Source organism: Collinsella sp. CLA-JM-H32B (assembly GCF_040098065.1).
Lineage (GTDB): Bacteria > Actinomycetota > Coriobacteriia > Coriobacteriales > Coriobacteriaceae > Collinsella.
Genome location: NZ_JBBNNA010000018.1, coordinates 1 through 24446, shown reverse-complemented (window position 1 = coordinate 24446; position 24446 = coordinate 1). Strand labels below are relative to the sequence as shown.

The 24446-nt window shown below is 62.0% G+C and carries 19 protein-coding genes and 1 tRNA gene; 14 read left to right on the top strand and 6 right to left on the bottom strand.

What is annotated here, in order from left to right; genetic code table 11:
• Positions 1-233: 233 nt before the first annotated feature.
• The 4 genes from pth to glmU all read right to left on the bottom strand — a co-directional run bounded on the left by pth (position 234) and on the right by glmU (position 5383).
• Positions 234-863, bottom strand: a complete 630-nt coding sequence (gene pth, locus AAA138_RS08885) for an aminoacyl-tRNA hydrolase (RefSeq protein WP_171025267.1) — start codon at positions 861-863, stop codon at positions 234-236.
• A 350-nt stretch (positions 864-1213) separates the two neighbouring features.
• Positions 1214-2341, bottom strand: coding sequence for an endonuclease domain-containing protein (locus tag AAA138_RS08880; RefSeq protein WP_250787340.1), 1128 nt, complete (start codon positions 2339-2341; stop codon positions 1214-1216).
• A 451-nt stretch (positions 2342-2792) separates the two neighbouring features.
• Complete coding sequence (locus AAA138_RS08875; protein ID WP_022094252.1) at positions 2793-3779, bottom strand: ribose-phosphate pyrophosphokinase; 987 nt, start codon at positions 3777-3779, stop codon at positions 2793-2795.
• A gap of 191 nt (positions 3780-3970) precedes the next feature.
• Entirely contained in the window at positions 3971-5383 is a 1413-nt protein-coding gene (gene glmU / locus AAA138_RS08870; protein ID WP_349090519.1) for a bifunctional UDP-N-acetylglucosamine diphosphorylase/glucosamine-1-phosphate N-acetyltransferase GlmU, read from the bottom strand.
• Between the two features lie 199 nt (positions 5384-5582).
• Between glmU and AAA138_RS08865 the strand changes: the two genes are divergently transcribed.
• The 3 genes from AAA138_RS08865 to AAA138_RS08855 are packed head-to-tail and all read left to right on the top strand — an operon-like array spanning position 5583 to position 8831.
• The gene (locus AAA138_RS08865; RefSeq protein WP_233504788.1) at positions 5583-6470 is read left to right on the top strand and encodes an energy-coupling factor transporter transmembrane component T; all 888 of its coding nucleotides are present in this window, start codon (positions 5583-5585) and stop codon (positions 6468-6470) included.
• Complete coding sequence (locus AAA138_RS08860; protein ID WP_349090517.1) at positions 6470-8113, top strand: ATP-binding cassette domain-containing protein; 1644 nt, start codon at positions 6470-6472, stop codon at positions 8111-8113. Before AAA138_RS08865 ends, AAA138_RS08860 begins: the two co-directional genes overlap by 1 nt.
• Positions 8114-8117: 4 nt before the next feature.
• Positions 8118-8831 carry a DUF6580 family putative transport protein gene (locus tag AAA138_RS08855; RefSeq protein WP_349090515.1) on the top strand — a complete coding sequence of 238 codons (714 nt, stop codon included), beginning with the start codon at positions 8118-8120 and terminating at the stop codon, positions 8829-8831.
• Between the two features lie 535 nt (positions 8832-9366).
• On the opposite strand, the gene AAA138_RS08850 is transcribed toward AAA138_RS08855, so the two are convergent.
• On the bottom strand, positions 9367-10185 hold the full coding sequence (locus AAA138_RS08850; RefSeq protein WP_349090513.1) for an exodeoxyribonuclease III: 819 nt from the start codon (positions 10183-10185) through the stop codon (positions 9367-9369).
• A gap of 136 nt (positions 10186-10321) precedes the next feature.
• On the opposite strand from AAA138_RS08850, the gene AAA138_RS08845 reads away from it, so the two are divergent.
• The 3 genes from AAA138_RS08845 (at position 10322) to AAA138_RS08835 (ending at position 13598) form a co-directional block, all read left to right on the top strand.
• Positions 10322-11074: an NAD-dependent protein deacylase gene (locus AAA138_RS08845; RefSeq protein WP_349090511.1), complete on the top strand. Its 753-nt coding sequence runs from the start codon at positions 10322-10324 to the stop codon at positions 11072-11074.
• A gap of 94 nt (positions 11075-11168) precedes the next feature.
• On the top strand, positions 11169-12896 hold the full coding sequence (gene folP, locus AAA138_RS08840; protein WP_349090510.1) for a dihydropteroate synthase: 1728 nt from the start codon (positions 11169-11171) through the stop codon (positions 12894-12896).
• The gene (locus AAA138_RS08835) at positions 12897-13598 is read left to right on the top strand and encodes a hypothetical protein (RefSeq protein ID WP_349090508.1); all 702 of its coding nucleotides are present in this window, start codon (positions 12897-12899) and stop codon (positions 13596-13598) included.
• Positions 13599-13793: 195 nt separating this feature from the next.
• Here the strand turns inward: AAA138_RS08835 and AAA138_RS08830 are convergent, their stop codons facing one another.
• A complete protein-coding gene (locus tag AAA138_RS08830; protein WP_349090506.1) occupies positions 13794-14567 on the bottom strand; it encodes a type III pantothenate kinase in 774 nt (257 codons plus the stop codon).
• 196 nt (positions 14568-14763) lie between these two features.
• On the opposite strand from AAA138_RS08830, the gene AAA138_RS08825 reads away from it, so the two are divergent.
• From AAA138_RS08825 to AAA138_RS08790, 8 genes are all read left to right on the top strand, one after another.
• Positions 14764-14840: transfer RNA gene (locus tag AAA138_RS08825), tRNA-Met, on the top strand.
• Between the two features lie 528 nt (positions 14841-15368).
• On the top strand, positions 15369-17399 hold the full coding sequence (gene bilR / locus AAA138_RS08820; RefSeq protein WP_349090505.1) for a bilirubin reductase, long form: 2031 nt from the start codon (positions 15369-15371) through the stop codon (positions 17397-17399).
• 448 nt (positions 17400-17847) lie between these two features.
• A complete protein-coding gene (locus AAA138_RS08815) occupies positions 17848-18243 on the top strand; it encodes a transposase (RefSeq protein ID WP_349090504.1) in 396 nt (131 codons plus the stop codon).
• 285 nt (positions 18244-18528) lie between these two features.
• Positions 18529-21411: a proton-conducting transporter membrane subunit gene (locus AAA138_RS08810; RefSeq protein WP_349090503.1), complete on the top strand. Its 2883-nt coding sequence runs from the start codon at positions 18529-18531 to the stop codon at positions 21409-21411.
• 12 nt (positions 21412-21423) lie between these two features.
• The gene (nuoB, locus tag AAA138_RS08805) at positions 21424-22002 is read left to right on the top strand and encodes an NADH-quinone oxidoreductase subunit NuoB (protein ID WP_349090502.1); all 579 of its coding nucleotides are present in this window, start codon (positions 21424-21426) and stop codon (positions 22000-22002) included.
• On the top strand, positions 22002-22721 hold the full coding sequence (locus AAA138_RS08800) for an NADH-quinone oxidoreductase subunit C (RefSeq protein ID WP_349090500.1): 720 nt from the start codon (positions 22002-22004) through the stop codon (positions 22719-22721). The genes nuoB and AAA138_RS08800 overlap by 1 nt, the downstream gene beginning before the upstream one ends.
• 5 nt (positions 22722-22726) lie before the next feature.
• On the top strand, positions 22727-23815 hold the full coding sequence (locus AAA138_RS08795; protein WP_349090499.1) for a nickel-dependent hydrogenase large subunit: 1089 nt from the start codon (positions 22727-22729) through the stop codon (positions 23813-23815).
• A gap of 7 nt (positions 23816-23822) precedes the next feature.
• Entirely contained in the window at positions 23823-24164 is a 342-nt protein-coding gene (locus AAA138_RS08790) for a 4Fe-4S dicluster domain-containing protein (RefSeq protein ID WP_349090497.1), read from the top strand.
• Positions 24165-24446 lie beyond the last annotated feature (282 nt).

The window sequence follows — 24446 nt, the reverse complement described above, 5'->3', positions numbered from 1 at the left end:
TTCGGCGGTTGGGAGCAGGGTTTATCCACTTTGGCCTACCAAAGGGGGAGAGGTTTATTTTGGCAGGTTTTATCGGGTAAAACGGCAAAGGGGCCAGCCTCGGGTTGCAATGAGGTCGGCCCCCTTTGGGGTGCTATGTGTGTATGGCGGTGCGCGGTTTATTGCGATGCGGCCGCTGCGGCGTTTCCGCAGTTAAAACCTGCCAAAATAAACCTATCCCTAAATGATAGGTTTTAGTGCTTGCCGTTGGCGGAGGCGGCGCCGTTGACGTGGTCGCGGGCATAGATCACGCCGTGCACGATTGCCAGACCGGCGGCATCTGCGGCGCGGGCGCAGGTGTCCTGGAAATCCTCGGCCTCGCGGGCGCGCAGCTGCTTAAGCACGTAGTCGGCGACGGCCATCTTGCCGGGAGGGTTGCCGATGCCGGTGCGGATGCGGCTGAAGTCGCGGCTGCCCATCTTGTCGATGATGGAGCGCAGGCCGTTGTGACCGGCGTGGCCACCGCCCACCTTAACACGTACGTCGCCGGCGGGAATGTCGAGCTCGTCGTGGATTACGAGCAGCTCCTCGGCCTTGATCTTGTACTCGCGGCAGAGCTTGGAGATGGGGCCACCCGAGGTATTCATATACGACTGCGGCTTGACCAGTACAATCTGGCGCTTACCGCCCTCTTCCTCGGGATCGTTGATGTTGATGAGCGCGACCTCGGCGCCGGCCTGGTTTTTCCAGTACGTGACGCCGGCCTGACGGGCCAACTCGTCGATCGCTTTGAAGCCAGCGTTGTGGCGGGTCTCGGCATACTCATCGCCAGGGTTGCCAAGTCCGGCAACCATGCGAATCTTAAGCGGCTGTGCAGCTGCCATGTTCATCCTTTCGTTGATTTGTCGCCTGCTATGGTGAGCGACCCTGTTGCCGCTGTCAAATGGAGGGCAATTGAGGTTATTTGAGGGCGTTTGGACGGCCGTCGAAATCGAGGTGGACAGTTAGTTCAGATACGTATAAGTTCTGAGGACTCGAAGTGCTCAATTCAATGCCGATACGTTGTTTTGGAGCTTTAGTTAGTCCATATGACGCTGTTTTGAAGTCTACCCTGCCTTCAAATCGGGCGAATGGTATAGAGATAACTGCAAAACAGCCTAATTCAATGTGTCCATTTATACGTATTTGAACTAACTGTCCAGCCCTGCTCGACGGTGCACGGGTGATTCGCCGTTTAGACCGGCGCAAGGCCGATTCCGGCCCGCAGGGCGTTGAGCCAAGCGGCCTGACGCTTGCGATAGCCCTTGATACGGTATCGGAATCGGACTCCCGCGAGTCGATGCATCGTTTGGGCGAAGGCTTCGAGTGCAACAAGGTCTTTCATTTGGTCGCGATTGATAACCAGGACGTGGATGCCCATTGCCTTGAGGCCATTATTTCGATTGCCATCGTGGATGCGAGCGTTTTGAAGCTCATGCCCAATTCCGTTGTATTCGTTGTCGACTCCGGCGGCCGGGCAATATAGGTCGCAGATGGCGTAAGGGATGCCGGAGGACATGTTGACCGCAAGAGTGTCGAAGTCGATTCGATAGTTGAGTAGCAGGCCTCCCATGGGCAGGCTGCAACATCCGAATCCGCCAAAGCGCATGGGCGCTCCGAGAACGGCAAACATTAGGGATTCGGCTGGGGATGCAGATCCGGGTCGGGCGAGCTTGACTGCCGTGCGAAACGAGGTGTATGAGCTGCTTTTGGCAAGCTGTGCAACAGTCTCGAGATCTTCGATGGTCGTGGCGGGCTCGCATTTGTAGTGTGCCTGTTCGTAGCGGGTTTCGTTCTGCTGTTCGGTCGCCGACTGGTCGCCCCGGCAATCGAGGTCGTCCATCGCTTCGTAGTCATCGCCCTTGGGCCAGATGTCGTCATAGGCAATGGGGTATGTTGCCCCGGGAGGAAGGGAGTAGGTTCCGAGCAGCTCCATAAGGAGCATCAAGGTTTTGGCGACTGATTCATTTTTGGAACAAAGCATGGCTGTCATGGCAGGAGACGTTGCGTAGATGTCGGCCTCGACGTGCATAATTGCACCTTCAGGAAGAGGAGTGGAGAGAATATGCTGAAGAAGTCGCTTGTCGGGGCGCCTGTTGTCTTCGTTTGAAACGAGAAGATCGAGCAGTTCGGAATCATCTTCATTCCAGGCGTCGAGTATCGAAAGTGCGCCAAAGTCTATCGCGTCATTGTTGGGAATGCAGCCAGCCAAGGCCTGTGCTTGCTGTTCGCTATCAACGGAGTCCCAGGGTAGGGCAGAGTACGCCCGTCGTGCGCGACGAATTGCGCGGAGGGCGGAGAGATGTGAAATCACGGTCGTCATAGCTATAACGTACTAAGTTGGCGGCAGAATGCGACCGCCATACCGTTCTTTTCGCTCAGCGGGGCGCTGCGCGCCATGAACGGCTGGGTGTTATGAAATCGGTGGAATCGGTTGAGGGGATTGCAGGAAATTGAGCTCTGCCGCGAAGGTTGACGATAGCTACTGGACAGTTAGTTCAGATACGTATAAGACGGCGGGCGTTCGAGGCGTTTCTAAGGGCTTTCGAGGGCGATTTGAGGGTAAATATGCGGCGGTCGTACTCGAAAGCGATGAGCTTTGGGCAGTATGGCGTTCGCCGGGGAGCTCAGAAGGCTCAGAACGGCCTTTGGAGCTTTAAAAAAATACGTATCTGAACTAATTGTCCAGGGAAGGTTGTCGAGGGGTAGAAAAAGGGTCGGAAGCGAGCTTCCGACCCTTTAAAAACACCAAAGATGATGAGATGCACGCTGGATTACAGCGCGAAGTCGCCGCCGACGAGCGTGGAGACGGGCTCCTCGTGGTAAACGGCGGAGATGGCCTGAGCGAACTCCTCGGCGACCGAGATGGTCTTGATTTTGCCGCCGACCTCGACGGGAATGGCGTCGGTGACGAGGCACTCGACGATCGGGGCGTCGTTCAGACGCTCGATGGCCGGACCGGAGAAGATGCCGTGGGTGGCGCAGACGTAGATGTCGCCAGCGCCCATAGCCTTGAGCTCCTTGACGTTGGCGCACAGGGTGCCAGCGGTGTCGATCATGTCGTCGTTGATGATGCAGGTCTTGCCCTTGATGTCACCGATGATGCCCATGACCTCGGCGGCGTTGTGGCGCGGACGGCCCTTGTGGGCGATGGCCAGGTCGCAGCCGAGCATGTCGGACAGCTTCTTGGCGGCCTTGGCGCGGCCCACATCGGGGGAGACGACAACCAGGTTGTCGGTGTCGAAGTGCATGTCGTTATAGTACTGGCCAAACAGCGGCAGCGCGGACAGGTGGTTAACCGGGATATCGAAGAAGCCCTGAATCTGGCCCTGGTGCAGGTCGAGGGTGATGATGCGGTTGACGCCAGCGCGCTCGAGCAGGTTGGCGACGAGGCGGGCGGTGATGGGCTCGCGCGGGCCGGCCTTGCGGTCCTGGCGGGCATAGCCGTAGTGGGTGATGACGGCGGTGATGGAGCGGGCGGATGCGCGCTTGGCAGCGTCGGTGGCGATGAGCAGCTCCATGAGCATGTCGTTGACGTTGCCGCCGGCCACGGACTGAATCAGGAAGACGTCGGCGCCGCGGACGGTCTCGTCGTAGCGGGCGTAAATCTCACCATTGGCGAACTGCTTTAGCGTAAGGCCCGAAAGCTCGACCCCAAGGTACTCAGCGATCTTCTGAGCGAGGGGACGGTTGGAGGAACCGGAATACACGCGGATGGACTTGCGCATATTCTCCGACTTCTCGGGATCATTAATCGGCATTACCCTTCTCCTTTATATCGAATGCCATATAGATGCCTTGTTGCATTGTAACCGCGCGACGGGGTTAATCGGGTCTTGATAACGTCTTTACCGTCAACGGACACGAACCGACCACTCATCCGGTTGCGCAGGTCACGATAGAAAAAGGAGCCGCCCCCATGGGAACAGCTCCTTAGATGCTTGGTAAAACGTTATACCTCGTCGTCCTCGTGCAGACGGCGGCGGTAATCGGCGGCCCAGCCCTCAATGTTTACCTGGCGGGCACGACCCAGGCCAAGTGCGTCGGCCGGGACCGGCTCGGTGATGACGGAGCCGGCGGCCACGAGCGCGCCGTCGCCGATCTGGGCAGGCGCGACCATCATGGTGTCGGAACCGATGAAGGCGTCCTTGCCGATGACGGTCTTGTGCTTGTGCACGCCGTCGTAGTTGCAGGTGATGGAGCCCGCGCCCACGTTGACGCCGGAGCCCATGGTGGTGTCGCCGATGTAGGACAGGTGCGGCACCTTGGAGCCCTCGCCGATCGTGGACTTCTTGATCTCCACGTGCGTTCCGGCCTTGGATCCGTCGAGCATGTGGGTGCCCGGGCGCAGGTAGGCGCGCGGGCCGCAGTCGACGCCGTTCTCGATGACGGCCTCGATGGCGATGGTCTCATCGATGATGCAGCCGCTGCCGACGGTGGTGTCGGTGAGACGGCTGTTGGGGCCGAGCTGGCACTCCTCGCCCACGGTGACGTGGCCGATCAGGTGCGTCTGCGGCCACACGACGGTGTCGCGGCCGATGGTGGCGTCGGGGCCGATCCAGGCCTGCGTGGGGTCGATGAAGGTAACGCCCTCGGCCATCCAGTGCTCGTTGATGCGGTCGCGCGCGATGGCGGTGAGCTGCGCGAGCTGGATGCGGCTGTTGACGCCCAGGCCGTCGCGGTAGTCATCGCAGTGGAAGATGGAGACTGCCTGGCCGTGGCCCTTGAGGATCTCGAGCATGTCGGGCAGATAGTACTCGGACTGCGCGTTGTCGTTGCCGATCTCGTCAATGTGCGCGGCGAGCTGCGCGCCGTCGAAGGCGTAGCAGCCGGCGTTGCACTCGAGCAGCGTGGCGGCCTGCTCGGGTGTGCAGTCCTTCTGCTCGATGATGCGTTCGATCTGGCCGTCGGCATCCAGCTTGATGCGGCCGTAGCCGAAGGGGTCGGGCGGGGTCATGGTCATGACGGTGCAGGCGAGCTCGCCGGTGGCGACGGTCTGCGCGAACTTGGCGACGGTGTCGGCGGTGATGAGCGGCAGGTCGCCGTTGAGCACGACGACGGGGCCTTGCGTGATGCCGCAGGCCTCGAGCGCGACCTTCACGGCGTGACCGGTGCCCAGGCGCTCGGTCTGCTCAACGCACTCGACTTTGGTGGCGCTGTTGGCGTAGGCGCCGTCGATCAGGGCGCGCATCTCGTCGGCGTGGCTGCCGATGACGACCACGACGCGGCTGCAGCCGGCCTTGATGGTGGCGTCGACGATCCACTGGACCATGGGCTTGCCCAGGATCTTGTGCGAAACCTTACAGTGGTTCGACTTCATGCGGGTGCCCTCGCCGGCAGCGAGGATAATTGCGGTTGCGTCCATGTGATCTCCTGTTACGTTATAGAGACGTGTGTTTGGAAACGATACACGGCGCAATATGATACCGCAGGCATATGTTGAGCGCGTAGCGATTGGCTCATGGCGGCCGATGTCGGTGCCGCCGGCGTGGCGTTTGCGCTGCTTGCGTGCGGCGTTGGCGGTGCTGCGGAGCTGTCGTTTGAGCGAGGGGACGGGGGTGCCCGTGGACAACATACAAGAGGAGTTTGGCGGCGAGCCCGTCGCGGCATTCTCGATGTCGCATCCGGCTGTGCCGGCCCTCTACATGGTGCTGACGCTGGGGCTCACCATGTTCTCGATGCAGCCGGTGCTGATTGCGCTGTCACTTGCGGGCGGGCTGGCGTATGGATTTGCGACGCGCGGGGCTGCCCGCACGCTGGGCGCACTCCGCTGGCAGCTGCCGGTGATTTTGATTATCGCGCTGGTCAATCCGCTGTTTAGCGCCTCGGGCTCGACGGAGCTGTTCCGTATTGGCATGCGCGCGGTGTATCTGGAAAGCATGGTATACGGCCTGTGCATGGGCGGGCTGTTTGTGGCGAGCGTGCTGTGGTTTGAGGCCGCGGCGTCGATGCTCGAATACGACAAGGTGCTCGCGCTGCTGGGCAATGCCGCACCGGTGATTGCGCTCATGATCTCGATGTGCATGAGGCTTATCCCGCAGTTTTTACGCCGCGGTCGTACGGTGCTGGCGGTGCAGGATGCGATTGATGTGCCGGGCCGCGTGCCCACCGATCCCGTGCGATCGCGCCTGCGGGCGTCGAGCGTGTTGATGGGCTGGGGCATGGAAGATTCGCTGGAGCGCGCGGACGCCATGCGCTCCCGTGGGTGGGGCGCCGCGACGCGTCGAACGACGTATGCGCGGTATCGGCTGGGGCGCGGCGATGTTGCCGCGCTGGTTGGACTTGCGCTGTTTGGCATGGCCACGACGGCAGTGGCGTGGACTGCGACGATGCAGTATTCGTTTTACCCGCAACTATCGGTGCCGGCGCCGTGGCTGGGCTATGTCGTGTACGCTGCCTGGATGATGCTGCCTTGCGCGTCGCACGCGATTGATGAGAAGAGGTTTGGCTGATGGCTCGGTTGGATAGGAGCTCGGCGGCGGGTGTGGCATATGGCTCGGCCGCGCCGGCGATTGAGGTGCGAGGCCTTAGTTTTGCCTATCCCGGGGCCGAGGCACCGGTGCTCGAGGGGCTTGATTGGCGTGTTTCCCAAGGTGCGTTTGCACTGCTTGTTGGCGGTACCGGTTCGGGCAAGTCGACGCTGCTGTCGCTGCTCAAGCCCGAGATCGCGCCGGCGGGTACGCGCTCCGGCGAGCTGCGCGTGCTGGGCGAGCCCGTCGCCGACATGGATGTGCGGGCATCGGCGGAGCGCGTGGGCTATGTGTTCCAGGATCCCGAGAACCAGATCGTGTGCGAAACCGTGTGGCACGAGATGGCGTTTGGCCTGGAAAACTTGGGGCTAGCACGTGATGAGATGCGCCGTCGCGTAGCTGAGACCAGCTATTTCTTTGGGCTGGAAGATTGGCTTCACCGCGATACTGACACGCTTTCGGGTGGTCGCAAACAGTTGCTGTCGTTGGCGGCCGTTCTGGCGTTGCGCCCGCGCGTGCTGCTGCTCGACGAGCCCACGTCTCAGCTTGATCCGGTTGCGGAGAAGAATTTCCTGCACGCGCTGTTTCGTGTGAATCGCGAGCTGGGCTGCACGGTTGTTGTGGCGACGCATCAGCCGCGGCCGATGCTCGAGTATGCGACGTGTACGTACCGGATTGAGGGCGGTCGCGTGCGCGAGGTGGCGGATATGTCTTCTTTGGGACGCCGAGAATCGCTGTTTTCCGATGACATGTTGGGGTGGGGTGCCATCCGATGTGCAAAAAACGGAGTATTCAGCAGGCGTGAGGACAATTTGGGCTCTCTGGAGCCGCCCGGGGACGTATCGAGCGCGAAAAAAAGTTCGGAATTGGACAAATCGTCCAAATTTGTGGCGCAAACATCGCTCGAGAACGGCTCGGAAGCCTTCCCGCGCACGGATGGAAGCAGAATACTCCAAAAAATGCACGGTGGGTCGGCTACCACCCTGTCGGAAGGCTGGTTTCGCTACGATCGCGCGGGCGGTTGGGTGCTGCGCGGGCTCGATGTGACGTTTTCAGCCGGCGCGGTGCATGCGGTCGTGGGCGGAAATGGTTGCGGCAAGTCGACGATGCTCTCGGTGCTGGCCAAGACGGCTAAGCTGCAGCGTGGCCGCATGGTGCGTGGGGCGGCTTCGGCGGCGCTGCTGCCGCAGAACCCCAGGGCTCTGCTGGTTGCCGAGACGGTGCGCGACGAACTGATGGAATGGGCTTCGACCTGCGGATACGACGAGAACTTGGCGCGGGAGCGTGCGGCGCAACTGGGACTGGACGGCTTGGAGGCGCGTCACCCGTACGATCTTTCGGGCGGTCAGCGCCAGCTGCTTGCGTTGGCAAAGCTACTGTTGATCGGTCCGGAGCTGATGCTGCTTGATGAGCCCACCAAGGGCCTTGATCTGGCAAGTCGCTGCATTATCGCCCGAGCTCTGCGCGAGCATGCGCAGGCCGGCGGTACCGTCATCATGGCCACGCACGACTTGGACTTTGCCGAGCAGGTGTCCGACGACGTCGCCATGATGTTCGACGGCGAGATCGCCTGCATGGAGCCTCCGGCAGATTTCTTTGCCGACAACGTGTTCTACAGGGTGTGATGGGATGACGGATCATCGCGCCTCGCGCCTACTCACAAAAATGGAGATTCCGCTGCTCTTGGCGGTGCCGGCAGTGATGACTGCGGCGTTGCTGGCGGGCATTGAGCAGGCGGCGCTTGCCATGCTTGTCGTGGTGGCGCTCGTGCTTGCACTGTTTTTTGCGGGCTACGAGGCGTCGCGCCCGGGCTTGCGCCAGATTGTGCCAACGCTGGTTCTGGCGGCGTTGGCCGCGGCGGGCCGCATCTTGTTCGGCCCCATTCCCGACTTTAAACCCGTGAGCGCCATCGCTATTATCGCGGGGGCGACGTTGGGCCGACGCAACGGCTTCATGGTCGGCGCGTTGGCAGCGCTGACCAGTAATTTCTTTTTTGGACAGGGCATGTGGACGCCGTGGCAGATGTATGCCTGGGGTCTGGTGGGCTATATCGGTGGCGCACTGGCGCATGCGGGCGCGTTTGACCGTGCCGATGGAACCGTGCGATTGCCGGCGCTGTTGGCGTATGGCTTTGCGTCGGGCCTGCTGTATGGCGTCGTGATCAACGCGTATGACATCATCGGTTTTGTGCAGCCGCTCACCTGGGCAGGCGCCGCAGCGCGTCTTGCTACGGCGGTGCCGTTCGACATCATGCATAGCCTCGCGACCTGCGTGTTTTTGGCCGCTCTGTACAAGCCCTGGTGTCGCCGCATCAACCGCGTCGTCGTGAAGTACGGGCTGTAGTGGCGGTTGCACCGGGGCGGGAATCAATACTGCCGAAGTGCCATTTCAAAACTATGCCGGTTTACGGGGCCAGATTGGCACAGGCAGACCATACCGGCTATTTTTGAAATAGAGCAAGCCGTTTACCTGCGGTTTTATTATTTCGGAATTGCGTATGGTTGGGGGTTTGCGATTCAGCCCCGTAAACCGGCATAGTTTTGGAATGGCCGGCTGATATGACGGGCATCGTGGCCCTCAAGAGCCAAATTGATCCGTTTTCTTCCGTCTCCAGACATCCCCGGGGAATCAGCTGAACCCGCCCGCCACGGAATCGGCCTATCTACTACGTTTGGCCCGACACCCCCAAACACAACCGCGTTTTATGAAAAACCGCAGGCTTTCTACCTGCGGTTTTCTTTTTGCGTTGTTCGCTGTGGTTGAGGGTAGTGGCTTAAACGTAGTAGATGGCCCAGTTTCGTGGCAAGCGGGCCGCGTGGATGCCCTCGCGAGGTGAAAAATGATCCCTTTTCCTCCGTCCCCAGGGGATTAGTTGGGGCTAGAGCTCTAGGGTGAGGGTGACGGGGCAGTGGTCGCTGCCAAAGATGTCGTCGCGGATGCCGGCGTCGCGCACGTTGCCGGCGATTGCGTCGCTCACCAGGAAGTAGTCGATGCGCCAGCCGGCGTTGTTCTTGCGGGCATTAAAGCGATAGCTCCACCAGCTGTAGACGCCCTCGACGTCGGGGTTTGCCGCGCGCCAGGTATCGGTAAAACCGGCGTCGAGCAGCTCGGTAAACTTACCGCGCTCCTCGTCCGAAAAGCCTGCGTTACCGCGGTTGGACTTGGGGTTCTTAAGGTCGATCTCTTCGTGCGCCACGTTAAAGTCGCCGCAGGTCACCACGGGCTTGCCGGTCTCGCGCTCGAGTCCCGCCAAAAAGCCACGATAGGCATCGTCCCAGGCCATGCGTACATCGATGCGTGCGAGCTCATTTTGGGCGTTAGGCGTGTAAACATCCACAAACCAAAACTTGTCGAACTCGAGCGCGCAGACGCGGCCCTCGGTTGCGGCCTGGGCGACGAGCTCGGTCGCTTCGCCCTCGCTAGCGTAGGGTAGCAGCGCATCGGCGTGCAGCGTGCGCAGCGGTTCCTGGCGGCTAAAGACCGCAGTACCCGAATAACCTTTACGCTCGGCGTAGCTCCAGGTTTGGTGATAACCGGGCAGGTCGATATCGACCTGGCCCTCTTGCAGCTTGGTCTCCTGCAGCGCCAGGACATCGACATTGAGTTCCTGCGCGATCTGGATAAAGCTCGGGTCCTTTTTGAGCACGGCGCGCAGGCCGTTGACGTTCCACGAGGCGAAAGTGTAAGTCTGAGGCATGGTGTCCTTTCGACGGGGTTGGCAGGCTTAAGATTAGCGCAACAGGGGCGGTGGTGGGCTCCGCGCGTGCCGACTCAAAGGCCGCATACCGGGATGTCGCCCGATGCTGCCCGACCAACAAGGACGGAGGACTCATATGACGCAGGCAATATCGGACCCCAAGCAGGCCTCCGCCGCACTGGCGGAGCTGTTCGGTACCCACAAGCGTGTGGTGTTCTTTGGCGGCGCCGGTGTTTCCACGGCGAGCGGCATCCCCGATTTCCGCAGCGTGGACGGCCTGTATCACCAGCAGTTTACCTACCCGCCCGAGACTATGCTCTCGCATGGCTTTTATGAGGCACATCCGGCCGAGTTCTTCGACTTCTACCGCACCAAGATGATTGCGCTTGGCGCCAAGCCCAACCGCTGCCACACCAAGCTGGCCGAGCTGGAGCACGCCGGTAAGCTAAATGCCGTGGTGACGCAAAATATCGACGGTCTGCATCAGATGGCTGGCTCGCAGCGCGTGTTCGAGCTACACGGATCGGTCCATCGCAACATTTGCCAGTCGTGCGGCGCGGTCTATAGCGCCGAGTGGATTTGCTCGCGCGAGCACGAGGACGCCGCGGGCGTACCCGTGTGTCCTGCGTGCGGTGGGCGCATCAAGCCCGATGTGGTGCTCTATGAGGAGCCGCTCGATGAGCATGTGCTGACCGGCGCCGTTGCCGCCATCGCTGCGGCCGATGCCCTCATTGTGGGCGGGACCTCGCTCGTGGTGTATCCGGCGGCAGGCCTTACGCGTTACTTTACCGGCGATACGCTGGCCATTTGCAATCTTGCTCCCACCGATCAGGATGCAAATGCCGACCTGCTGATTTCTTGCGACATCGCGGCCGCGTTTGCGTTCTAGCCCGTGTGCGCGGATACAATAGAAAGACTGATTGCAAAGCGACCCCGCCGCCTGCGCCCGAGCGCGGCGGCGCGGGCATTTGAGGAGGATGTTCATGGCGAACGATAGCAAGACATGGCGGTGCGGAAAGTACGAGCTCAGCTTTGACCGTCCGCGCATCATGGGCGTCCTCAACGTGACGCCCGATTCGTTTAGCGACGGCGGGGAGCACTTCGACCCGGATGCCGCCATCGAGTACGGCCTGGCGATGCTCGACGCCGGCGCCGACATCATCGACGTGGGCGGCGAGTCCACGCGCCCTGGTTTTACCCCGGTCAACCCCGACGAGGAGGCTCGCCGCGTGCTGCCCGTGGTACGCGCGCTGGCCAAAGAGGGCGCCATCGTCTCGATTGACACGCGCCACGTGGCGGTTGCCAAGGCGGCCGTGCGCTGCGGCGCCTCGATCGTCAACGACGTGACGGGATTCACCGACCCCAAGATGGTCGAATTTGTTAAGACGAGTACCTGCGGCGTTATCGTGATGCACGCCGGTGAGGTCGCCGCTCCCGCCCGTACGCACGCGACGGTGCAGCTCGATACCTCTGCCGCGGCGTTTGTTGCCGAGAAGGCGCGCGAGGCAGCTGCTGAGGCCGCGCGCGAGGCGGAGAAGCCTGCCCGCCGTCGCCGCGGCAAGTTGCTGGGCGAGCCCAAGACGGAGGCCAAGCTGCCGGGTGGCGTGGTGCAGCCCTCGCTGCCGTTTGGCGATCCGGAGCCCGCGTCCGAGCCTACGGACGAGCAGAAGCAGGAGGCACCGGCTGCCGAAGAGGCCGCCCCTGTCGCCGAGGCCGCCGCGAACCCTGAGTCCTCGCCGGAGCCCAGCGATCACCTGGCCGCCATGATGCGCCGCAGCGCCCGCCGCGAGGAGGCTTATGTTCCCACCTCGCAGCTTCGCCGCTTTACCCTGCCTGATTCGGCGCCCATCATGCGCCGCGTCATGGGCTTTCTGTCCGATCAGGCCCGCGCACTCATCCACGCCGGCGTGTCGCGCGACCGCATCTGCATCGATCCGGGCCCGGGCTTTGGCAAGACGGCCAACGAGGATATCGTCATCCAGCGCGAGACCGCCAAGATGGCGTCGCTGGGCTATCCGCTCATGTGCGCCGTGTCGCGCAAGCGCTTTGTGGGCGCTGTCTCGGGCGTGACCGAGGCCGCCGAGCGCGATGCCGCCACGTTCGGCGTGTGCCTGGGCGCTATCCAGGCCGGTGCCAACATTGTGCGCGTGCACGACGTCGCGGGCTTTGCGCAGTTCCTGAACGGTTACTGGGCTGTTGCTAAGCCGCAGCCGCGTCGCGCGTTTGTGGCCGTGGGCTCCAACCTGGGGCATCGTTGCGACAACATCCGCGCCGCACGCGACATGATCGCCGAAATCCCGCTCACCTGCGTGTCCAACTGCTCACGCATCTACGAGAGCGAACCGGCCTACGAGACGCGCCAGGACGCCTTTGCCAATGCCGTCATCGAGATTAAGACCGAGCTGGCGCCGCTGGTGCTGCTCGACGAGCTTATGAAGATCGAGGCCGAGCTGGGGCGCGACCGCTCCAAGAAGGCCAAGGTCAACGGCCCGCGCACCATCGACCTGGACCTGCTGTGGATGGATGGCGAGACCCACGGCGGCAAGAAGCTGCGCCTGCCGCATCCGCTCATTGGCGAGCGCGATTTTGTGCTGGTGCCGCTCGAGGACCTGATGCACGACCCGGCGCGGTTCTTCCGCTACAACGGCGTCGAGGTCAAGGAACCCGAGGATCGCGTGGGCCATATCGTGGGCGAATTGGGGCGTATGTAGATGATTGAGATGAACGCTGTAACCGCTGGCACTGAGCTCGACGCCGCGCGCGATGCGGGTCGCGAGGGCAAGTCCGCGGGTTGGTGCGCCTGGAGCGTGGGCGATGCATCGCTGACGTTTTCGCTGGTCGTGCGTCCGGATGTGAATATGCATGCCTTCCACGGCCTGCCGTTTGTGGCCGCGATGGGCATGATGGACGCGCTCGTGGGAACGGCTGCGGCACCGGGGCTGGACCTTGCCGGCAAGGTGGGCATTCAGTGGCCGAGCGATATTGTGTGCGGCGCGCCCACGTTTGAGACCCCGTTTGCGCGCGTTGCCGTCAACGGTGGCGCTGGTGCTGCAGGCATGTTTGCCGCGGTGACGGTGGATGTTGAGCGTGCGGCGCTAGGCGAGCTCGGCGTGGATGTGGCTGACGAAGCGCTGGTCGAGGCATTGGCCGCGGCGGTGCTCGCTCGCGTTGACGCCTGGGCGGTTGCCGCTAACACGCCACAGGGTGCTGCCGGGCCGCTGGCTCCCGTGCTGGGCGAGTACTTCGACATGGTGCCGCTGCTGGGACGCCAGGTTGCGGCGGTGTCGTCCAACGGCCTGCCGCTCGCGGTGGGCGTGTTCGCGGGCCTGGACATCTGGGGCCGCGCGACTATCAAGACCGACGCTGGCGAGCAGGAGTTTCCGCCCGAGGCCGTACGGATTCGCGGGCTGTAACGCGGGGCGCCAGCGCTCAAAGACAACGATGACAATAAGACCCTCCTCGGCCTGTGCCGGGGAGGGTCTTTGCGCGGCTGCGGGGCGGCATCGCGACTCTATTCCTCAAAACTGAATAATTTTCGTTTTTGAGGAATAGGGCCGATGTGTTGCCTAGTCCGCCGCTCGTGCTCGTGCTCGACTTAGGCCCCTGTCCTACCCCTGCTCCTGCATGCGGCGGTAGATTTCGCAGATGCCCTTAATGGTGAGCTGACCGTCGACCACGTCGAAGGCATCGGTCGAATCGGCGACGATGCCGGCGAGACCGCCCGTGGCGATAACAGTGGCGTCCTCGCGGCCCAGCTCGCGCTTCATGCGCGTGACCAAGCCCTCGGTCATGGCGGCGGCGCCCATCACGGCGCCCACCTTGATGCACTCCTCGGTATCGCGGCCGATGGCGTGCTCGGGCGCCTCGAGCGGAACGCTGGCGAGCTTGGCGGCACGGGCGGCAAGCGCGTCCATGGAGATGCGGATGCCCGGCGCGATCGCTCCGCCAATGTAATAGCCGTCCTCATCGATGACGTCGATATTGGTCGCGGTGCCAAAGTCCACCACGATCGCCGGGGCGCCGTAGAAAGTTTCGGCCGCAACGGCGTTGGCGATGCGGTCGGCACCAACGGCCTGGGGGCGCGCCGCCCGCAGCTTGGTTACGGCCGCCGTCTGCGGCCCAATGACGATGGCGTCTGCCGCGATGCGGTTGGCCACGGCGTGCCACTCGCGCGAGAGCTGTGGCACCACGCCGGCAAAGGCGATCGCGTCGACCGCGCCGAGCGAGAGGTCGTACATCTTAAAGAAGCCCATCAGGCGCACGTGGATCTCGTCGGCGGTATAGGAGCGGTCGGTGGGCATACGCCACGACTGCACCAGCTCGTCTCCGTCAAACAGGCCCATGGCCGTCTGCGTGTTTCCCATATCGATAGCGAGCAGCATGTCTACTCCAGGTGTCGGCGTAAAAGGACGCGCACCATTGTATACGCGCCGCCGGCGGCGCTCGGCTGCGATTCGGTTACAGTGATATGGACTGAGGGGTTTAAATATGAAGGAATTATGCTCTACGAGATTTTCCTTGCCGTTTACCGAACTCCCACGTAATATTCTTTCTTGCGCACATGAGGCGCCCAGACATTGCGGGGTGGAGCAGTCTGGTAGCTCGCCGGGCTCATAACCCGGAGGTCGTAGGTTCAAATCCTGCCCCCGCGACCAAGAACTTGCAGCTCGTCGGCCTAGCCGGCGAGCTTTTTTGTTATTTCGGGACCGTGTTTTCGGTCCAATTCTCGGCCTCTCAAACAAAATCTCGATCTGTAACATCTAGACCCGATTTGGGCGGCTAGGTGTTACAGATCGAGATATACCGGTGGGTTGGGTCGTGTTTGTCTAAATCTGTAACACGAGGAACGGATTTTGCCGAGTTGTTGTTATAGATTGAGATTTTCTAGCAGGCGGGTTTGGTTTGTCTCGATCTGTAACAGGTTGGGGTCAAAAGTAGGTCTAGATGTTACAGATCTAGATTGTTGAGGATGGGTTGAGAGGAATATCTTGATTTGTAACAGCAAGACCCGGTTTTGCCGAGTGGTTGTTACAGATTGAGACAAACCGACGGGCCGCCCCGTCCCATCCACCTGCCGCCACCTGATATTCGCCGATTTTCGTTGTGCTGTCGTACCCCCATGCCATATCCTCTAGACAACTACGCGGCATCATCGCCGTCGCGCCTACAAGAGAGGAATATCCATGACCGCACCTGCATCTAAGCTGCTCCAGCCCATTACGGTTGGCCCCCTTGAGCTCAAAAACCGCATTATGTTCCCGCCGCTGACCACCGGCTACGAGGAGCGCGACGGCTCCATTGGCGAGCGCAGCCTGGCTTTTTACGAGCGCTTGGCCCGTGGCGGCGTGAGCTACATCGTCATCGGCGACGTCGCTCCCGTCATGACCGCGAGCCCCACGCCCAAGCTGGCAACCGACGCCCAGATCCCTACGTTTAAGGCACTGGCCGACGCCGTCCACAAGCACAGCGCCAAGGTCGCGCTGCAGCTGTTCCACCCCGAGTATGACGTGCCCGGTGTCGGCCGCATGGTCATGGGATCCATGGCCGCTGCCAAGGCCGCGCAGGAGGCCAAGGCCGCCGGCGACGAGGAGACCTTTGCCGCCAAGATGGCCGAGTCCAACGAGATCCGCAATCAGGCCTACGCCAAGCTGCACCACGACATGCAGCACTTTGTGAACGAGGCAAGCGTAGAACAGCTCACACAGATCAAGGAAGCCATCGCTGCCTCGGCCGCCCGTGCGCAGCAGGCCGGCATCGACGCCATCGAGGTCCACGGCGATCGCCTGGTGGGTTCGCTGTGCTCGGCCATCCTCAACCAGCGCACCGACGAGTACGGTGGCTCGTTCGAGAACCGCGTTCGCTACGCGCTCGAGGTCGTCGCTGCCATTAAGGAAGCCGCGCCGCAGCTGATGGTGGAGTACAAGCTCCCCGTGATCATGGAGAACCCCGACGGCACGCCGCGCGGCAAGGGCGGCCTGCAGCCTGACGAGGCCTGCGAGTTCGCCAAGCTGCTCGAGGGCGCGGGCATCGACATGATCCAGGTTGCACAGGCCAACCACACCGGCAACATGGGCGACACCATTCCGCCCATGGGCGCCATGCCCTACAACTGGACGCTGCCCGTGGCCGAGCGCGTCAAGGCCCTGGTCTCCGTGCCGGTGGCAACCGTGGGCCGTGTCATCTCGGTCGAGGCCGGCGAGAAGATTCTGGAAGACGGCGCGGCCGACATCATCGCCTATGGCCGCTCGCTCATGTGCGACCCCGACATTGCGCTGAAGGCTGCCACGGGTGAGCCCATCCGCGAGTGCCTCAACTGCAACAAGGGCTGCGTCGATGCGATTCAAAACCGCAAGTACATCTCGTGCGTGCTCAACGCCGAGAACGGCGACGAGGCGACCGTCGCCATCAAGCCGGGCGAGGGCGACAAGAAGATCGCCGTGGTGGGCGGCGGTATTGCCGGCCTGGAGGCCGCACGCGTGGCGGCCAAGCGCGGCTACGATGTGACCGTCTACGAGGCGAGCGATCATCTGGGCGGCCAGATTGTGCTGGCGGCCGCGCCTCCGCGCAAGGACGAGATCATGCGCTCGGTCGAGTATTACGAGAAGATTCTGCCCGGCCTGGGCGTGAAGGTTGAGCTCAACCATGCCGCTACTACTGAGGACCTCAACGCCGCCGACGCCGCGATTGTGGCCGTGGGCGCGCACGACGTGGTTATCCCCGTTCCGGGTGCCGACTCGGAGAAGGTCGTCTCGAGCTGGGACGTGCTGGCCGGCAAGGCGGAGCTTACGGGCCGCGTCGCTGTCATTGGCGGCGGCCTGGTGGGCACCGAGACTGCCGAGTACCTGCTGCAGCACGGCTGCGAGGTGGCGATCGTGGAGATGCTCGACAAGATTGCCGCGGGCGAGTCCGAGACCATTCTGCCGCTGATTATGAGCGACTTTGCAGAGCACAACGTGGAGCAGCACGTGAAGACCCGCCTGACCGCCATTACCGACGAGGGCGTGGAGGCCATTCGCACCACCGAGGACGGCGCCGAGGAGCCGGTGAAGATCGCCTGCGATTACGTGGTGATGGCCGTGGGCTCCAAGGCCAACGCGTTTGACCTGGACGGCGTGACGGTGCCCGTGACCTGCGTGGGCGACTGCTCGGGCGAGCGCACTGCCGACATTGCGAGCGCCATTCGCACGGCGTATCACGCGGCCAACGAGCTGTAGTTGAACATCGCGGCGGGGCGGGGCGGTAGCACGGATCCGCCTCGCCCGGCTGCGTCCCATCGGGTGTCAACCGGGGCGGGGTCTGCAAGCGCAGCAGGCCCCGCCTTTTTGTTTTGCTCTGATGGATGGCAATGCGCGGTAATCATGAGGAGTGAGGACATCTACTACCTTGCAGGCCGCTCAAAATTATTGGGGGAGGGTTTAATAACTATTCCCTCTAGACCAAAGGACATAAAGAGATGCCAATTTTGTTGGCAAACGAATGACGATTAGCTGCGAGCTAGCTACCAGCGTAAATAATCGATAAAGAAACGCCGTAAATAGGTGTCAAATGCCCAGATAATGCCGCGTCTATTTTAATTAACTGCTTTGAGCAAACAGCAAAATGCTACTATCTAACATGCACGTAAGAAAACAGGTAAACGTTTAGGGCTAAGAAGTGGCAGGTATGTCAGAAGCAACAAGGACTCGCACGCATGCGCCCGAGGTTAGGCAGCGTGCCGTCGAGGTCCTCCAAGAGGGGGTCGGTCATCGTGCCCTCGCCGCGGAGCTCAGCATTCCCCAGGCCACGGCTCGTCAGTGGGCTCGCGCATACGCCGTGGGCGGTGCCGACGCAGTGCTTAACGCGGGCTCGCATCACCGCACGTATTCGTACGACGTCAAGCTCGCCGTGGTAAAGGATCGCCTGGAAAACGGCCTGACGGTTCGCGAGGCCATGATCAAGTACAAGATTCCTAGCGAGTCTTCGGTCAAGGCTTGGTGCCGCCTGTACCGCGACGGCGGCGAGGCGGCGCTGGTCGATAAGCCGCGGGGTCGCAAGCCGCGCGTTAAAAAGGCGGAATAGCGAACGGGATGGTGCGCCCACGGGGGCGCATTTTTCTTGCCGTGCCGACTTTTCGGATCGCCGCGTGCCTATCGGGACATCCTTCAAAGTGGCCAATAAACCGCGTGCAGTGCCCGCGCGCCCATCGCTGCAATAGGGGGAGCGTCGCCTCTCTGCTCCAAAGCGGACACGCCCTTGCCCCGTACGCCTAAAACTCCCCAGTTGACCGAAAACCTGCCGCCGTTGCTCCTCAATTGAGCTATAACGTTAAACAATTGCAGCGTTTTTGCATGGGGGAGTGATGGTATGACGCTACTGTATTTCCTTACCCTGTTTCCGCTGGTACCGGCGCTGGGCATGCTGCTCGCTCGCGGTGACCGCGCCCGCGATGCGGTGGGGCTCATAGGTTCCGGCATTATTATGGCGGTGACAGTTGTAGTCGCCGTCATGTTTTTTGGCACGGGTCCGCAGAGCTTTGAGGTTGCCCCCGGCGCCTCGCATGTGCTCTCGATCATCAGCTCCGCCATCGATGTCATCCTGTGCGCCGTCATCCTGTACAACGCGTACAAATATAGGAACGCACTTACCACGGTGCTCGGCATAGTCCAGCTGGTGGGCTCGCTTGCCTTTGCAGCCATGACGCTGCCCGCGGCCGAAGCCGTCACGGCGACGCCGCTCTACCTGGACTACATGAGCGTGATCATGGTGCTTGCCGTCGGCATCGTCGGCAGCCTCATCTGCGTGTATGCCCTGGGCTACATGAAGGACTTCCAGGCCCATGACGAGCACGAGGCCGCGCTGCACGGGCAGACCGCGCCCGACCGTCGCCCGCAGTTCCTGGCGCTCATGTTCCTGTTCCTCTCGGCCATGTTCGTCATCGTGACGAGCGACAACCTTGAGTGGCTGTTCTGCGGCTGGGAAATCACCACCGTGTGCTCGTTCCTCATGATTGGCTACACGCGCACGCCCGAGGCCATCAAGAACGCCTTCACCCAGATTATCCTCAACATGCTGGGCGGCATCGCGTTTTTGGCCGGACTCATGTACCTGCACGTTAACGGCATGCCGCTGACCATCTCGGGCATGATCGATCTTTCCGGCGCCGGAACCGCGCAATCCGCGCTGCTGGTGATGCCGGTCATCCTGTTGTCGCTCGCCGCACTCACCAAGGCCGCACAGATGCCGTTCCACACTTGGCTGTTGGGTGCCATGGTTGCCCCCACGCCCACGAGCGCCCTGCTGCACTCGTCAACCATGGTCAAGGCCGGCGTGTTCCTGATGGTCAAGCTGAGCCCGCTCTATGCCATCTATCCCGTGACGGGCTTTATGGTCACAAGTGTGGGTGCCATCACGTTTTTGCTCGCTGCCCTCATGGCCATCTCGCAGAGCAACGCCAAACGTGTGCTCGCGTACTCCACCATCTCCAACCTGGGCCTCATCAGTGCCTGCCTGGGCGTCGGCGCGCCCGAGGCCGTATGGGCGGCCATCTTCCTGATCCTGTTCCACACGGTGGCCAAGTCGCTGCTGTTCCTGTGCGTGGGCACGGCCGAGCATCATATCGGCAGCCGCAATATCGAGGACATGGACGGTATGTTCAGCCGCATGCCGCACCTGACGCGCCTGATGATGCTGGGCATCATGGGCATGTTTGTGGCGCCGTTTGGCATGCTCGTGTCCAAGTGGGGCGCCCTGGTGGCGTTTGCCCAGACCGGCAACGTGCTCATGATCATGGTGCTGGCCTTTGGCTCGGCCGCGACGTTCTTCTTCTGGGGTAAGTGGCTTGCCAAGCTTTCGGGCGTCGACCCCACGGCTCAAAACGTTGAGGTCAATGTCCACAAGACCGAATGGATGGCCCTCAACACCATCGCCGCACTGCTGATTCTGTGCTGCGTGGCATTCCCGGTTATCTCGAGCGGTCTGGTGTCGCCTTACTTGGCCATGGTGTTTGGCCGCGTGCCGTACGTTATCGGCAAGGACGCCATGTATCTGATGGTGGTTATCGTGGCGTTTATCGCCGTGGTGCTGCTGACGTCGTTCCGCGTGAGCAACAAACCGCACGTCAACGTGTACCTTTCGGGCGTGGGAACCGACAATTACCGCCATTTCCGCGGCTCGATGGGTCGCGAGGTGAAGGCCGAAAAGCGCAATTGGTACTCGGAGGACGCCCTTGGCGAGAAGCGTATTAGCCCCGTGGGTAGCGTCGTGTGCTATAGCATTATCTTGTTTGCGCTGCTGTGTTGCGCGTGGATTGGGCCCGAGCGGCTTGCCATGAGCGCGCCCTCGGTGCTGCGCGGCAAGTATTTCGAAGGCTCGGGCGTCGTGGGCATCTTTATTGGCACCGTGGCGTTTGCCTTGCTGGCGCCTTTGGTTGGTGGCCTGATCGACGGCATTGACCGCAAACTGTCCGCCCGTATGCAGGGCCGCGTGGGCCCGCGCTTGCTGCAGCCCTTCTACGACGTTGCCAAGCTGCTGCGCAAGGCCCCTGCCAGCGTAAACACCATGGACGATACCTACATGGCGTGCGCGCTCATCTTTACCGTCGTGGGCGGCGGCATCTTTGTGTCGGGTTCCAACACGCTGCTGTGCGCCTTTATGGTGACGCTCGCCGCGATCTTTGTGGTGCTGGCGTCCGCCTCGACGCAAAGCCCGTTTGCCCAGGTCGGCGCCGACCGCGAGCTGCTGCAGGTTATGAGCTACGAGCCTGCCGTTTTGCTGATGAGCGTGGGCCTGTACCTTGCCACCGATAGCTTTGATTCCATCGCCGTGACGGGGCAGTCGGCCCCCATCATCGTGTACAGCGCGCCCATTTTCCTCGCGCTGCTCGCGGTGCTTACCATCAAGTTGCGCAAGTCGCCGTTTGACCTTTCGTACTCGCATCACGCGCATCAGGAGATCGTCCAGGGCGTCGCCACCGAGATGAGCGGCGGCACGCTGGCCAAGATGACCCTTATGCACTGGTGCGAGACCGTGCTGTTTTTGATGTGGGTGGGCATGTTCTTTGTTTGGGACAACCCGGTGAGCTGGGTGGTCGCCCTGGTCGTGATGGCCGCGACGTATTTTGTCGAGGTGCTGATCGACAACACCTTCGCACGCAGCACCTGGCGCAGCTGCTTTAAGCTCGGCTGGGGCGTGGCGCTGGTGTTTGGCCTGCTCAACCTTATGCCCATCCTCGTCGACGTGTTTATTTAGGAGGCGGCGTTTATGGATCATAAAATGTCGCGCTCGCCGTGGGTTATTCATTACGACGGCTCGAGCTGCAACGGATGCGATATCGAGGTGCTGGCCTCGCTCACGCCGCTGTTCGATGCGGAGCGGTTTGGCGTAGTCAACACCGGCAACCCCAAGCATGCGGATATCTTTTTGGTGACGGGTTCGGTCAATGCCCAGAACCTGCCCGTCGTGCGCCAGATCTACAACCAGATGCTCGAGCCCAAGTGCGTGGTGGCCTGCGGTATCTGCGCGTGTTCGGGCGGCGTGTTCCGCGATGCCTATAACGTGATCGGCGGCGTGGACCGCGCGATTCCCGTGGACGTGTACGCGCCCGGGTGCGCCATTCGTCCCGAGGCGGTGATCGATGCCATCGTGGAGGCGTGCGGCATCCTGGACCAGAAGGAGGCCGTGATGCGCGCCGGCGGCGACCCGCTCACCGTGGGCGGTGCCGCAACCTGGGACGGTGGCGTTGAGCTGGGCGAGGATGGGTTTGTGGCTGCGGGGGCCGGGGCCGGTGTCGACGCAGGTACGGCTGACGGTGCGCCAGCCGCTGCAAAGGAGGCCGAGTAATGCAAAAGGCAATCTATACCACCGTCGGGATCGACGAGCTTCTGTCGCATGTCCAGGCGCTCAAGGGCGTCGGCGCGCGCTTTGTGCAAATGCACGCCGAGCGCTGTGTGGACGACGGCTCGTATCGCCTGGTCTATACGTTCATCAACGTCCGCGCTGCTCGGGAGCATATCGCGCAGGACGGCAACTATGCGATCGAGAACCTGGTGGTCGAGGGTATCGACCGGTACCAGGAGATTCCGTCCATCAGCTCGTACTATCCGGCGGTGTTCCCGTTTGAGAACGAGGCGCATGACCTGTTTGGTCTTGCCATCACTGACATGCAGATTGACTTTAAGGGCTTTTTCTACCAGGTCTCGACTGCCGAGCCCATGAGTGTGATCACGCCCGAGGTGAGGGCCGCGCGCGAGAAGGCCATGAAGGTCCGTGCCGCTGCCGAGGCTAAGGCGCGCAAGGCTGCGGCCGAGAAGGCCGCCGCTGCCACGGCCGCTGCGGGGGAGGGCGCTGCGGGTGTCGGCGATGCTGCGGGCGCTGCCGTCGCCCAGCCCGCTGCGGCTGCCGGCTCCGATGCTCAGCATGACGATGCCGCTGCGAAGGCCGCGCTCAAGGCTGCCGAGATGGAGGCAAAGCTCGCCGCCATGGATCCCGAGAAAGCAGCCAAGGTCCGCGCGGCGCTTGCCGCCAAGGCCGCCCGCGACAAGCAGAAAAAGGAGGCGTAAGGTCCATGGCACATCGCTCCGTTATTCCGTTTGGCCCGCAGCACCCGGTGCTGCCCGAGCCGCTTCATCTGGACCTAGTTATCGAGGACGACCGCGTCATCGAGGCAATTCCGCAGATCGGCTTTGTGCACCGCGGGCTCGAGAAACTCACCGAAAAGCGCGATATGCATCAGTTTGGCTACATCGCCGAGCGCATCTGCGGCATCTGCGCCGTGGGCCACAGCTGCGGCTATGCTAGCGCCTGCGAACGCATGCTCGGCATCGAGGTGCCCGGTCGCGTGCAGTATATCCGCACCATTTTGCACGAGCTTTCGCGCATCCACTCGCATCTGCTGTGGCTGGGCCTGCTCGCGGATGCCTTTGGCTTTGAGGCGCTGTTCTATCGGTCGTGGACGCTGCGCGAACAGATTCTTAAGATCTTCGAGAGCACGTGCGGCGGGCGCGTGATTCTTTCGATTAACGAGATCGGCGGCCTTAAGCATGACATCGAGGACTCCGAGCTGGTGGGTATTGTCCAGACGCTCGACGCCATGCGTCCCGACTACGAGGCCCTGGTGCATACGTTTTTGGACGACAATAGCTGCGGCGAGCGCCTGCATGGCGTGGGCGTGATCAGCAAGAAGGACGCGCTGGAGCTTTCGATGGTCGGCCCATTCGGGCGCGCTTCGGGCGTGGATTACGACGTGCGCATGTTCGGCGACGGCGCCTATGCGGACTTGGCCGCGTTTGAGCCTATCGTGGCGACCGACGGCGACTGCTATGCCCGCTGCCAGGTGCGTTGTGCCGAGGTCACGCAGGCCATGGACATCATCAAGGAGCTTGTGGGCAAGATTCCGCACGACGGCATCGGTGGGCGCACCAAGCTCACGCCGGCCGACGGCGCGCGTGGCGAGGTTGTGATTGAGCAGCCGCGCGGCGAGGCGTATTACTATGTGCGCGGCAACGGCACCAAGAGCCTGGACCGTTTTCGCGTGCGCACGCCGACGTCGCAGAACCTGGCAGGTCTGACGCATGCGCTGCAGGGCGTGCTCCTTGCCAACGTGCCCATGATTATCCTGACCATCGACCCCTGCATTAGCTGCACGGAAAGGTAGGCGCGGCATGAGTTTACTGACATTTGCCAAGACGGCCTTGGGTTCTATGGTCAAGCGGCCGGTCACGGTGTGCTATCCGCAGGAGAAGCTTACGGCGCCCGAGCGCTTGCGCGGGCATATCGTCAACGACATGGACGTGTGCATTTGCTGCGGCATGTGCGCGCGTCGCTGCCCGGCGGGCGCGCTCGCGGTCGATCGCAAGGGTGGGACGTGGTCGATCGACCCGTACGCCTGTGTGGTGTGCGGCGAGTGCATCGAGAGCTGCCCCAAACACTGCCTGACTATGGACACCGCTCGTACTCCAGTTGCGGCGAACAAGACTCCCACGGTAGAAACCAAGCCGGAATAGCTCTGGAATGGGGCTGGTATAGCGCTGGAATGGGGGCCGGCGAGGCAAAAATGCCCCGCCGGCCCCGCGCTTAAACGCGCGGTTGTACCGCCACGAACAAAACCATGCCGGATTACGGGGCTGGATAGCGAACCTCCGACCATACAGAAAATTGCAAAAACAAAACCGACGCTCCTATAAGTTGTCAATAGGCAGTTTGCGGGAGCGCTCCCTTCAATTCGCACAGGAGCTCGTAATACCTCCTCTCCAGTTTCGTCGACCGCCGTCTCCCATGTTCCAGGT